The 12,281-nt window shown below is 64.9% G+C and carries 10 protein-coding genes; all 10 read left to right on the top strand.

Annotated features, from left to right (window positions below; genetic code table 11):
* The first annotated feature begins 36 nt into the window (after window positions 1-36).
* The 10 genes from aceK (at window position 37) to bioD (ending at window position 12,267) form a co-directional block, all read left to right on the top strand.
* Window positions 37-1,869: a bifunctional isocitrate dehydrogenase kinase/phosphatase gene (gene aceK, locus QYH69_RS23340; RefSeq protein ID WP_308834110.1), complete on the top strand. Its 1,833-nt coding sequence runs from the start codon at window positions 37-39 to the stop codon at window positions 1,867-1,869.
* A gap of 87 nt (window positions 1,870-1,956) precedes the next feature.
* Window positions 1,957-2,733, top strand: coding sequence for a carbonate dehydratase (can, locus tag QYH69_RS23335; RefSeq protein WP_308834109.1), 777 nt, complete (start codon window positions 1,957-1,959; stop codon window positions 2,731-2,733).
* On the top strand, window positions 2,726-3,916 hold the full coding sequence (locus tag QYH69_RS23330) for an acetyl-CoA C-acetyltransferase (protein ID WP_308834108.1): 1,191 nt from the start codon (window positions 2,726-2,728) through the stop codon (window positions 3,914-3,916). Before can ends, QYH69_RS23330 begins: the two co-directional genes overlap by 8 nt.
* 42 nt (window positions 3,917-3,958) lie before the next feature.
* Window positions 3,959-4,636: an SDR family oxidoreductase gene (locus QYH69_RS23325; protein WP_308834107.1), complete on the top strand. Its 678-nt coding sequence runs from the start codon at window positions 3,959-3,961 to the stop codon at window positions 4,634-4,636.
* A gap of 83 nt (window positions 4,637-4,719) precedes the next feature.
* Window positions 4,720-5,856, top strand: a complete 1,137-nt coding sequence (locus tag QYH69_RS23320; RefSeq protein WP_308834106.1) for an acyl-CoA dehydrogenase family protein — start codon at window positions 4,720-4,722, stop codon at window positions 5,854-5,856.
* Window positions 5,857-5,875: 19 nt separating this feature from the next.
* Window positions 5,876-6,388 carry a YchJ family protein gene (locus QYH69_RS23315; protein WP_308834105.1) on the top strand — a complete coding sequence of 171 codons (513 nt, stop codon included), beginning with the start codon at window positions 5,876-5,878 and terminating at the stop codon, window positions 6,386-6,388.
* Window positions 6,389-7,066: 678 nt separating this feature from the next.
* The gene (locus QYH69_RS23310) at window positions 7,067-8,371 is read left to right on the top strand and encodes a prolyl oligopeptidase family serine peptidase (RefSeq protein WP_308834104.1); all 1,305 of its coding nucleotides are present in this window, start codon (window positions 7,067-7,069) and stop codon (window positions 8,369-8,371) included.
* Between the two features lie 598 nt (window positions 8,372-8,969).
* On the top strand, window positions 8,970-10,355 hold the full coding sequence (bioA, locus tag QYH69_RS23305; protein ID WP_308834172.1) for an adenosylmethionine--8-amino-7-oxononanoate transaminase: 1,386 nt from the start codon (window positions 8,970-8,972) through the stop codon (window positions 10,353-10,355).
* Entirely contained in the window at window positions 10,355-11,539 is a 1,185-nt protein-coding gene (bioF, locus tag QYH69_RS23300) for an 8-amino-7-oxononanoate synthase (protein ID WP_308834103.1), read from the top strand. The genes bioA and bioF overlap by 1 nt, the downstream gene beginning before the upstream one ends.
* Window positions 11,536-12,267: a dethiobiotin synthase gene (gene bioD, locus QYH69_RS23295; protein WP_308834102.1), complete on the top strand. Its 732-nt coding sequence runs from the start codon at window positions 11,536-11,538 to the stop codon at window positions 12,265-12,267. Before bioF ends, bioD begins: the two co-directional genes overlap by 4 nt.
* Window positions 12,268-12,281: the final 14 nt, after the last annotated feature.

Below are 12,281 nucleotides of genomic sequence, written 5' to 3'. Positions count from 1 at the left end.
GCTGTCTTCACGACATTGAACGAATGCACGGTCGACATGAATCACTTTCCTAAACTGCTGTCCTCGCAAATCGGCTTCGACGTCGCGAAGACGATGCTCGAGGGTTTCGACCGGCATTACCGGATTTTCCGCGATGCGGCGATCCGCGCGAAAACGCTGTTCGAAGCGGCAGACTGGCACGCCATCCAGCGGCTCGCGCGCGAGCGCATTACGTCATACGACGAGCGCGTAAAGGAATGCGTCGAACTGCTCGAAGACGAATACGACGCGGAAAGCATCGACAACGAAATCTGGCAACAGATCAAACTGCACTACATCGGTCTGCTGACCGCGCACCGTCAGCCCGAATGCGCGGAGACGTTCTTCAATTCCGTCTGCTGCAAGATTCTGCACCGCTCGTATTTCAACAACGACTTCATATTCGTGCGCCCGGCGATCTCGACCGAGTACATCGAAAACGACGAGCCGGCGGCCAAGCCCACCTACCGCGCGTATTACCCGGGCAAGGACGGCTTTGCGCAAACGCTCGAGCGTATCGTCACGAATTTTCAGCTCGATCCGCCGTTCGAAGACCTGCAGCGCGACGTCGGCTGCGTGTTGCAGTCGATTCACGATACGTTCGGCACGTTCGTCGAAGCGCCAAACTTCCAGATTCACGTGCTGTCGTCGCTGTTCTACCGGAACAAGGCAGCGTATATCGTCGGCCGCATCATCAACGGCGACCTGCTCGTGCCGTTCGCGATTCCGGTTCACCATGTCCGGCCCGGCGTGCTCGCGCTCGATACGGTGCTGCTCAAACGCGAACAGTTGCTGATCATCTTCAGCTTCTCGCATTCGTATTTTCTCGTCGACATGGAAGTGCCGTCCGCATTCGTCGAGTTTCTCGGCACGGTAATGCCGGGCAAGCCGAAAGCGGAGATTTACACGTCGGTCGGCCTGCAGAAGCAGGGCAAGAATCTGTTCTATCGCGATCTGCTGCACCACCTGTCGCATTCGAGCGATCTGTTCACGATTGCACCCGGCATCAAGGGCCTTGTGATGCTCGTATTCACGCTGCCGTCGTTTCCGTATGTATTCAAGCTGATCAAGGATCACTTTCCGCCGCCGAAAGACACGACGCGCGCGCAGATCCAGCAGAAGTATCAGCTCGTCAAACGTCACGACCGGCTGGGCCGCATGGCCGACACGCTCGAGTATTCGAGCGTCGCGCTGCCGCTGTCGCGCATCGACGACGCGCTGCTGCGCGAACTGCAAAAGGAAGTGCCGTCGCTGCTCGAATACGAAGGCGACAATCTCGTGATCGAGCATCTGTACATCGAGCGGCGCATGGTGCCGCTGAACCTGTTCCTGCAAAGCGGCACCGACGACGACATCGATCACGCGATCAAGGAGTACGGCGACGCGGTGAAGGAACTGATGCAGGCCAACATCTTCCCCGGCGACATGCTGTACAAGAACTTCGGCGTGACGCGTCACGGCCGCGTCGTGTTCTACGACTACGACGAAATCGAATATCTGACCGACTGCAATGTGCGCGCGGTGCCCGCACCGCGTAACGAAGAAGACGAAATGTCGGACGAGCCGTGGTATACGGTCGGCGCGCACGATATCTTTCCGGAGACCTACGGTACGTTTTTGCTCGGCGACCCGCGCGTGCGCCAATCGTTTATCCGGCATCACGCGGATTTTTTCGACCCTGCGTTATGGCAGCGGCATAAGGATCACATTCTCAAAGGCGAACTGCCCGACTTTTATCCCTACGAACGCGGCCTGCGCTTTTGCAACCGCTATCCCGAACGGTTCGCGGCCGGCTTTGCGACCGAAATTTCCGCGACGGATGCGACGGCGCGGGCCGCGCGAGCCGCTTGACGCTCGCTGGCGAAACCCGCCTCATACAGCCCGTCACACCGCCCGTCACACCGCGCATTACACCCTTTACCACGGCTTTGACCGATCATGAATACGAACGCTACCCCTGCTGCACACCCGCTCGCTCATCTGTTCGACAACAACGACGCGTGGGCGAAGCGCAAGCTCGCCGAAGACCCCGACTACTTCTCGCGTCTCGTCCATCAGCAGACGCCCGAATACCTGTGGATCGGCTGTTCGGACTCCCGCGTGCCGGCGAATCAGATCATCGGCTTGCCGCCGGGCGAGGTGTTCGTGCACAGAAACATCGCGAACGTCGTCGTCCATAGCGATCTGAACTGCCTGTCGGTGATCCAGTTCGCGGTCGATCTGCTCAAGGTCAAACATATCCTCGTGGTCGGCCATTACGGCTGCTCGGGCGTCGGCGCGGCGCTGCTCGGCCGCCGCGTCGGCCTCGCGGACAACTGGCTGCATCACGTGCAGGACGTGCGCGCGAAGCACGCCGGTCTGCTCGATCAATGGCCGATCGGCGAAGCGCGGCATCGGCGCCTCGTCGAGCTGAACGCGATCGAACAGGTCGTCAACGTGTGCCGCACGACCAGCGTCACCGATGCATGGGCGCGCGGCCAGGAACTCACCATTCACGGCTGGGCGTACGGTGTGCATGACGGCCGCGTGCGCGACCTCGGCATGACGATCGACCACCCCGAGGCACTCGACGCGACCTACGCGCATTGCGTCGCGGCGGTCTCGGCAAACCACGCGCATGAGGCCGAAAACGATGTCGTCGCCGCCGACGCCGCCAGGCTCGGCGACATACCCGCTGTCGTCCAGGGCGTTATCAAGGAGCTCAAACATGAGTGACACGAACGATCCGATTGTCATCGTCGCGGCCGCACGCACGCCGATCGCCGCGTTCCAGGGCGACTTCGCGGCGCTGACCGCGCCGCAGCTCGGCGCGGCCGCCATCGAGGCCGCGGTGCAGCGCGCGGGTCTCCAACCCGGGCAGATCGACGAAGCCGTGATGGGCTGCGTGCTGCCCGCGGGCCAGGGCCAGGCGCCGGCGCGCCAGGCCGCGCTCGGCGCGGGCCTGCCGCTTTCGACCGGCAGCACGACCGTCAACAAGATGTGCGGCTCGGGCATGCGCGCGGCGATGTTTGCGCACGACATGCTGGCCGCGGGCTCGGCCGACGTGATCGTCGCGGGCGGCATGGAAAGCATGTCGAACGCGCCGTATCTGCTGCCCAAGGCGCGCGCCGGCATGCGCATGGGTCACGGCCAGGTGCTCGACCATATGTTTCTCGACGGCCTCGAAGATGCATACGACAAGGGGCGTCTGATGGGCACGTTCGCCGAGGAATGCGCGGCGTCGTTCGATTTCACGCGCGAAGCGCAGGACGCGTTCGCGATCGAATCGCTGACGCGCGCCAAACGCGCAAACGAAGACGGCTCGTTTGCGTGGGAAATTGCACCGGTCAAGGTGACCACGCGTAAAGGCGAGACGCGGGTCGAGCGCGACGAGCAGCCGTTCAAGGCCAACCTGGACAAGATCCCGACGTTGAAGCCCGCATTCAGCAAGAGCGGCACGGTCACGGCGGCGAACTCGTCGTCGATTTCGGACGGCGCCGCGGCGCTCGTGATGATGCGCGCCTCGACCGCCGGGCGCCTCGGCGTCAAACCGCTTGCGCGCGTGGTCGGCCATACGACCTTCGCGCAGGAACCGGCAAAGTTCACCACCGCGCCGATCGGCGCGCTGCGCAAACTGTTCGACAGAAACGGCTGGCGCGCGAATGACGTCGACCTCTACGAGATCAACGAAGCATTCGCGGTCGTCACGATGGCGGCCATGAAGGAGCACGGCTTGCCGCACGAGAAGGTCAACGTGAACGGCGGCGCCTGCGCGCTCGGTCATCCGATCGGTGCGTCGGGTGCGCGCATTGTCGTCACGCTGCTCGGCGCGTTGCGGCATCGCGGGCTCAGGCGCGGCGTGGCGAGCCTGTGCATCGGCGGCGGCGAAGCGACGGCGATGGGTATCGAACTCGTCTGACCGCGCGCCCCGCCTCGCGAACCTCGACGGAGACCGTATCGAATGAAGACCGTGTTGATCGTCGGTGCGTCGCGCGGCATCGGCTGGGAATTCGCGCGGCAGTATCGGCAGGCCGGCTGGCGAGTGCTCGCAAGCGCACGCGACGAAGCATCGCTCGGCGCGCTCGCCGGGCTCGGCGCCGAGGTGTTTCCGGTCGACGTCACGGTGCCGGACGAGATCGCCGCGCTCGGCTGGAAGCTCGACGGCGAGCGGCTTGACGCAGCGCTGCTCAATGCGGGCGTTTATGGCTCGCGCACCGAAGGTATCGACATGCCGTCCGCCGAGGACTTCGCATACGTGATGAACACCAACGTGCGCGGGCCGATGCAGTTGATCCCGATCCTGCTGCCGCTCGTCGAGGACGCGAACGGCGTGCTTGCGGTGCTGTCGAGCGGCATGGGCAGCATTGCCGATGCGACGGGCACGACGGGCTGGCTTTATCGCGCGAGCAAGGCGGCCGTCAACGACGTGCTGAAGATCGCGTCGCTGCAAACGCGTGCGGCAACCTGCATCGCACTGCACCCGAGCTGGGTGCGCACCGATATGGGCGGGCCGCGCGCACCGCTCGCCGTCGAACATAGCGTTGCCGCCATGCGCGAAGTACTCGCGCAGGCGGCCGGTGCACACGCGTCTTTTCATGGCCGGTTCTGGCAATACGACGGCACGGCGCTCGACTGGTGACATTTCGATCGATTGGCGCATAACCGGACGCACGAACGGACGAACGGACGAACGGGCAGACCCTAAACCGGAGGAACGCACTCATGGTGCTTGATCAGGATCACACGATGATTCGCGACGCGGTGCGCGAATTCGTGCGCGATGAAGTGATGCCGCATGCTGCGCAATGGGATCGCGACCGCACGTTTCCAGCCGACGTGCACCGCCAGCTTGCCGCGCTCGGCGCGTATGGCGTGCTCGTGCCGGAAGCGTACGGCGGCGCCGGGCTCGACGCGCTGGCGCTCGCGCTGATTCTCGAAGAAATTGCCGCGGGCGACGGCGGTACATCGACGGCGATTTCGGTCAACAACTGCCCTGTGTGCAGCATTCTTCTCACCTATGGCAACGATGCGCAGAAGCGCGACTGGCTCACGCCGCTCGCGCGCGGCGAGATGCTCGGCGCATTCTGCCTGACGGAACCGCAGGCCGGTTCCGACGCGTCCGCGTTGCGCACGACGGCGCAAGCGGTCGAAGGCGGCAGCGCGTACATGCTGAACGGCGTCAAGCAATTCATCACGAGCGGCAAAAACGGCGATGTCGCGATCGTGATGGCCGTCACCGACCGCGAGGCCGGCAAGCGCGGCATCAGCGCGTTTATCGTGCCGACCGCTACGCCCGGCTATATCGTCGCGCGCGTCGAGGACAAGCTCGGTCAGCATTCGTCCGATACTGCGCAGATCGTGTTCGAACAGTGCCGTGTGCCGGCGGTAAACCTGATCGGCGGCGTGGGCGAGGGGTATCGCATTGCGCTGTCGGGGCTCGAAGGCGGCCGCATCGGCATCGCCGCGCAAAGCGTCGGCATGGCGCGCGCGGCGCTCGAAGCGGCGCTCGCGTACGCGAAGGAGCGCGAGAGCTTCGGCCAGCCGCTGTTCGACCACCAGGCCGTGCAGTTCCGGCTCGCCGACATGGCGACGCAACTCGAAGCGGCGCGGCAACTGGTCTGGCACGCGGCATCGTTGAAGGACGCGGGTCAGCCGTGCCTCACGGAAGCCGCGATGGCAAAGCTCTTTGCGTCCGAAGCGGCGGAGCGGATCTGCTCGGCCGCGCTGCAGATTCATGGCGGCTACGGGTATCTGAGCGACTTTCCGGTCGAACGCATCTATCGCGATGTGCGCGTGTGCCAGATCTACGAAGGCACAAGCGATATCCAGAAGATTCTCATCGCACGAGGACTGAGCTAACACACTGAGCTGACACACGATGACGACGCACGCCGATCCGAACGCTGAAAAGCCGCATGCTGCAGCCACGCAGCGCCCCGAGGCATGTCCATGCGGCGGCGCGGAACCCGAGACAGCCGCGCAATCCGCGCAGAAACGCAAACGCGGCAACGCATCCGCGCAAGCGCCGCGCTTTTCCGACTGCTGCGGCCGCTATATCGATTCCGGCGTGCCCGCGCCACGCGCGCTCGAACTGATGCGCTCGCGCTATAGCGCGTATGTGCTTGGCGATACCGGTTACCTGCGCGCGACGTGGGCGCCTCACACGTGCCCCGCCGATCTCGATGTCGATCCCGGCGCGCCCGATTCGCCGCGCTGGCTTGGTTTGCAGATCAAACGCTTTACCCCGCTCGACGACACGCACGCCGAAGTCGAATTCGTCGCACGATACAAAACCGGCGGACGAGCGCATCGGCTGCATGAATCGAGCCGCTTTCTGCGCGGCGACGATGGCCGCTGGCGCTACGTCGACGGCGACGTAAGCGACCGCTGACGCGCCGTGCAAACGGCGGTTGCCAACCGCCGCGTTGAAACTGGTTACGCAGACATCCACCACCGCGTTTACCCCGACTCCGGTCCGTCGCCGATGATTGCTGCCGTCAGACGCCTTGATCGTTCCTTATGTCAGATCTATTTCGTGTCACTGAAAAATCCGCGGCCGCTCTCCGATATCGCCCCTAAAAAACGTTGATTTTTATTGACCGGAATCGTTGGTTGTCCGCGACAAAAAAAACAGCCCGCAACATTTACCAGCGCCAGCAACGGCGCGGCTCACACGCTGATTTCCCACAGTCCGCAACGGCAATTCGTACGGCAGGGGTTTCTACTGAATTGCACAAAGGGAAATTGTCGTGCCAGGATCGAGCCATAGTCCTGAGCGTCCGTCGCGGAGGTCCGGCCCAACCGGCCCCGCAGGAACTTCAGACATGCCGCGAAAGCGAGTCGCAGCGGCATGCTTCCGAAGTATCGCGTGATGCTCTTCATCGGCGCGTGGGGTGGCGTCGACTTTGGTTTCCGATTCACTCGGTGCGATTTTTTCACTGGCGTGCGAATGCAAGTTCCGCACGCGGGCGGGCTGTTTTGTTTTTTGCAGCGCAGCATGCGCGGCAAAAGAGACAAATAACCCGAACCGGGCAAGTAATCAGGCGTTATTTCGAAGCAGGTACAGCGGATGATGTTGAGAAAACTCCAAACGGGGTGTGTGATGGTTGCGGCGTGCCTCGTGGCACTGGCCGCCACGGTTGCACAGGCAGGCACATCCGTGGATGTCGACGGCGGACCGCTTGCAAACGCCACCGTGCCGCGAATCGCGCTCGATGACGACCACTATCTGCCCACCGTCCACCTGAACGAACAGATTATCGGCATTCCAGCCGGCCCGGACGGCAAGATCACCCTGCAAACCACGATCTACAAGCCCGATGGCCCGGGCCCGTTCCCGCTCGTCGTTTTCAATCACGGCAAGATCCACGGCGACCCGCGCACGCAGGCGCGCAGCGATCCCGTTTCGTTCGCGCGCGAGTTCGTGCGGCGTGGTTACGTCGTCGTCGCGCCGAACCGGCAAGGTTTCGCACAGTCGGGCGGCACTTACGTGCAGGACGGCTGCGACGTCGAGCGCAACGGCATCAGCCAGGCGGCGGACGTCGCCTCGACGGTCGACTTCATGTCCAAGGAACCCTACGTCGACGCGAAACACATCGTGATCGCGGGCACGTCGCATGGCGGTCTCGCGACGATCGCGTACGGCGTCGAAGCCGCGCCGGGCGTGCGCGGCCTCATCAACTTCTCGGGCGGCCTGCGGCAGGACGCGTGCATCGACTGGCAGGGCAACCTGACGCGTGCATTCGGCACCTACGGCGAAAAGGTGCGTGTGCCTTCCCTGTGGCTGTACGGCGATAACGATTCGATCTGGTCGCCGGAGCTGGTCGGGCAGATGTACGCGGCGTTCGAAGCGCACGGCGCCGGCGCGAAGATGGTCGACTTCGGCATGTACAAGAACGACGCGCATCGCCTCGTCGGCGATCGGGACGGCGTGCATATCTGGTGGCCGTCGGTCGAGCGCTTCCTCGCCCGCGCCGGGATGCCGACGCGCGTTCAATACCATGTGTCCGAACCGTCACAACCGAAAGCGACGGACTTCGCATCGATCGATTCGGTCAACTCTGTACCGTTCGTCGACGACGCGGGCCGCAACGGCTATCGCAACTTCCTGCATCAGTATCCGAGCCGCGCATTCGCCGTGTCGGAGACGGGCGCGTGGTCGTGGGCCGAAGGCGGCGACGATCCGATGGCGGTCGCGATTTCGAATTGCCAGAAGCAGAGCAGCGACCCGTGCCGGCTGTACGCGGTCAACGATACGGTCGTCTGGAAGCAGACGCAGGCCGATACGCAAACGGCCGACAGTGGCGGCGCCAGCAACAGCGACGCTTCGAAGCAGAAGGCCGACAGCAAGCCGGCGCTTGCAAGCCGCAATTGACCGGCTGAATCGTCGCAACGCGGCAAACTTCAACCATTTCCCAACCAGTACCGGGCTGAACCGCGCGCCTGACGAGGCGCATGGCGGTTGCGCTTGCGCGCTCTCCCGCGCTCTGCCCGCGAGTGTGTCGCGTTTTCCGCATTTTCCGCGGCTTCTCTTCTGCAGTTCGATCGCGCACCGCGCCATACCGTAACGCACACATCAGCGGACGCGCATCGCGACGGCACTACATGTCTTGCGGTAGGAGTCGTTCAATCTGCCGTCGCCAATTGCAGCGATTTGCGCCTTTCTCAAGCGATCGGCACCGTGCAGCGCCGAACGTCGAAAAAGCGTTACGAATCAAGCGCTATGCAAGCCGCGCGGGATAATTTTCGGTGGTGCATTACGTTCGATATCGCGTTAATCTCTACAACCTCCCTGCGCTCGCCGTGTTTCCGGCGACGCCGCGCCATCCCGATTTGCCCTGTTTGTGCCTGTTGTGATCGTGCCAGGTCCGCGCGTTTTGCGCGGTCCGCACGCGTTTTGCCCGGAGTGGTTTTTGGATACGCAAGGAACTGATCAGATCAACCCGCAGATCAACGCGCCAGTCGGCCGGTCGATCGCCCCGGCGAGCAAGCCGCCGGCCGAAGCGTCGACGCCGGCCTCGGCCCAGCCCGACGACTGGGTCGCGCGCAGTTTGCGCGCCGTCTGGCATCCGTGTACGCAGATGAAGCATCACGAGCGGCTGCCGTTGCTGCCGATCGCGCGTGGCCAGGGTCCGTGGCTCTATGACCGCGCCGGTCAACGCTACCTCGACGCGATCAGCTCGTGGTGGGTCAATCTGTTCGGTCACGCGAACCCGCGCATCAACGCGGCGTTGAAGGACCAGCTGGACACGCTCGAGCATGCGATGCTCGCCGGCTGCACGCATGAGCCCGCGGTCGAACTGGCCGAGCGGCTCGCCGCGCTCACGCAGCACACGTTGGGCCATGCGTTTTTCGCATCGGACGGCGCATCGGCCGTCGAGATCGCGCTGAAGATGAGCTTTCACGCGTGGCGCAACCGCGGCTACGACTACAAGCGCGAGTTCGTCTGCGTCGCGAACGGTTATCACGGCGAAACGATCGGCGCCTTGGGCGTAACCGACGTCGCGCTCTTCAAGGACGCCTACGACCCGCTGATCCGCCATGCGCATGTGGTCGCGTCGCCCGACGCGCGCCATGCGCGCGACGGCGAAACCGCGGCCGACGTCGCGTGTCGCGCGCTCGATAACGTGCGCATGCTGTTCGAAGCGCGCGGCTGCAATATCGCCGCGCTGATCGTCGAGCCGCTCGTGCAGTGCGCGGCCGGCATGGCGATGCACGACCCGTCGTATATCGCCGGCCTGCGCGCGCTGTGCGACCGCTACGGCATACATCTGATCGCCGACGAAATCGCCGTAGGCTGCGGCCGCACCGGTACGTTCTTCGCGAGCGAACAGGCCGGCGTGTGGCCCGATTTCATGTGCCTGTCGAAGGGCATCAGCGGCGGCTACCTGCCGTTGTCGATCGTGCTCGCGCGCGACGAAATCTTCGCGTCGTTCTACGACGACGAGACGACGCGCGGCTTTCTGCACTCGCATTCGTACACGGGCAATCCGCTCGCGTGCCGCGCGGCGCTCGCCACGCTCGACCTGTTCGACAGCGACGGCGTGCTCGCCGCGAACGCGGCGAAATCGGCGCAGATGCGCGCGGCGCTCGAACCGATCGCGCAGCATCCGCATGCGCGCAACCTGCGCCAATGCGGGACGATCTTCGCGTTCGACGCCGCCGTCGATAACCCGCAGTTCGCCAGAACCTTCTCGCGCCGTTTCTTCGAACACGCGCTGCAACGCGAGATGCTGCTGCGTCCGATCGGCACGACCGTGTATCTGATGCCGCCATACGTGCTCGACGGCGCCGACATCGAATGGCTCGCCGTCCGCACGCTCGAAACTTTCGACGCGACTCTCGCGGAGGGCCGTTGATGCCGTTGCTCGACAGGCTCGAACGCGGGCTCGCCGAACTCGACGCGCAAGGTCTGCGCCGCCGCCGGCGCGTGGCCGACAGTCCGTGCTCCGCGCATATGACGGTCGACGGCCGCGACGTGATCGGTTTCGCGAGCAACGACTATCTGGGGCTTGCCGCGCATCCGCTGCTCGTCGCCGCGCTGATCGAAGGCGCGCGGCGCTACGGCGCGGGCAGCGGCGGCTCGCATCTGCTCGGCGGCCATTCGCGCGCGCACGCGCGGCTCGAGGACGAACTCGCCGAATTTGCCGGCGGTTTTTCGGATGCGCCGCGCGCGCTCTATTTCAGCACCGGCTACATGGCGAACCTCGCGACGCTGACGGCACTCGCGGGCCGCGGCACGATGCTGTTTTCGGATGCGCTCAATCACGCGTCGCTGATCGACGGCGCGCGTCTATCGCGCGCCGAGGTGCAGATCTATCCGCATGCCGATGCCGACGCGCTGTCCGCGATGCTGGAGGCGTCCGATGCGCCGGTCAAGATGATCGTCACCGATACGATCTTCAGCATGGACGGCGACCTCGCGCCGCTCGCGCGCCTCGTCGAGCTTGCGGAGCGGCATGGCGCGTGGCTCATCGTCGACGACGCGCACGGCTTCGGCGTGCTCGGCCCGCAAGGGCGCGGCGCGCTCGCGCATGCCGGGCTGCGCTCGCCGAACCTCGTTTCGATCGGCACGCTCGGCAAGGCGGCCGGCGTGTCCGGCGCGTTCGTCGTCGCGCACGAAACGGTGATCGAATGGCTCGTGCAGCGCGCGCGCCCCTATATCTTCACGACCGCTTCGGTGCCGGCCGCCGCACATGCGGTTTCGGCGAGCCTCGAGATCATCGCCGGCGACGAAGGGAATGCGCGGCGCGCGCATCTGCATACGCTGATCGAGCGCACGCGCGCGATGCTGAAAGCGACGCCGTGGCTGCCCGTCGATTCCGATACCGCCGTGCAGCCGCTCATCGTCGGCGCGAACGAGGCGACGCTCGACATCGCCGCGGCGCTCGATCGCGCCGGTCTCTGGGTGCCGGCCATCCGTCCGCCGACGGTGCCGGAAGGCACGTCGCGGCTGCGCATTTCGCTGTCGGCCGCGCACTCGCAAGCGGACCTCGACCGGCTCGAGGCCGCGCTCAGCGTGCTGCCGGGAGAACGCACATGAGCGGCACGCCATCGTCGGCCCTGTCGCTGTTCGTCACCGGTACCGATACGGAAATCGGCAAGACGCTGGTATCGGCGGCGCTGTTGCGCGGCTTCGCGCGCGCAGGCCTGCGCGCGGCCGCCATGAAACCGATTGCCGCGGGCGCCTACGAACAGGACGGCATCTGGCGCAACGAAGATGCGGACCAGCTCGACGCCGCGGCCAATGCGCCGCTGCCGCCCGCCGTCCGCACGCCGTATCTGCTTAGGGAGCCGGCTGCGCCGCATATCGCCGCGGCACTCGAACAGGTGTCGCTCGAGGTCGCACGGATCGTCGATTGCCACACGCAGGCGTTGCGTGCGGCGGATATCGTCGTGGTGGAAGGCGTCGGCGGTTTTCGCGTGCCGCTCGACGATGCGCACGACACCGCCGATCTCGCGAAAATGCTCGACCTGCCGGTGCTGCTCGTGGTCGGCATGCGGCTTGGCTGCATCAGCCATGCACTGCTGACGGCCGAGGCGATCGCGGCGCGCGGGCTGCGGCTCGCCGGTTGGGTCGCGAACCGGGTGGACCCGGCCATGCGCTTCCCGCAAGAGAACATCGATGCGTTGCGTACGCGCCTCGCGCGCCAGTACGGCGCGCCGCTCGTCGGCGTGGTGCCGCATCTGCAACCGGCCTCGCCCGAGGTCGCGGCCGGCCATCTCGACACCGCAGGACTGTTGCAGACGCTGCGCAAGGCGCAGCGCTAGAATTTCCGGCAACG

The sequence above is a fragment of the Paraburkholderia sp. SARCC-3016 genome, assembly GCF_031119615.1.
Lineage (GTDB): Bacteria > Pseudomonadota > Gammaproteobacteria > Burkholderiales > Burkholderiaceae > Paraburkholderia.
Note: the sequence above shows the minus strand (reverse complement) of the source record. Positions and strands in the feature narration are given on the sequence as shown.

Coding starts and splice junctions, on each gene's coding strand:
- QYH69_RS23325 (WP_308834107.1), top strand. CDS start 3,959: ATGAAGACCGTGTTGATCGTCGGTGCGTCGCGCGGCATCGGCTGGGAA.
- bioF (WP_308834103.1), top strand. CDS start 10,355: ATGCCGTTGCTCGACAGGCTCGAACGCGGGCTCGCCGAACTCGACGCG.
- bioD (WP_308834102.1), top strand. CDS start 11,536: ATGAGCGGCACGCCATCGTCGGCCCTGTCGCTGTTCGTCACCGGTACC.
- QYH69_RS23315 (WP_308834105.1), top strand. CDS start 5,876: ATGACGACGCACGCCGATCCGAACGCTGAAAAGCCGCATGCTGCAGCC.
- can (WP_308834109.1), top strand. CDS start 1,957: ATGAATACGAACGCTACCCCTGCTGCACACCCGCTCGCTCATCTGTTC.
- QYH69_RS23330 (WP_308834108.1), top strand. CDS start 2,726: ATGAGTGACACGAACGATCCGATTGTCATCGTCGCGGCCGCACGCACG.
- aceK (WP_308834110.1), top strand. CDS start 37: ATGAATCACTTTCCTAAACTGCTGTCCTCGCAAATCGGCTTCGACGTC.
- QYH69_RS23320 (WP_308834106.1), top strand. CDS start 4,720: ATGGTGCTTGATCAGGATCACACGATGATTCGCGACGCGGTGCGCGAA.
- QYH69_RS23310 (WP_308834104.1), top strand. CDS start 7,067: ATGATGTTGAGAAAACTCCAAACGGGGTGTGTGATGGTTGCGGCGTGC.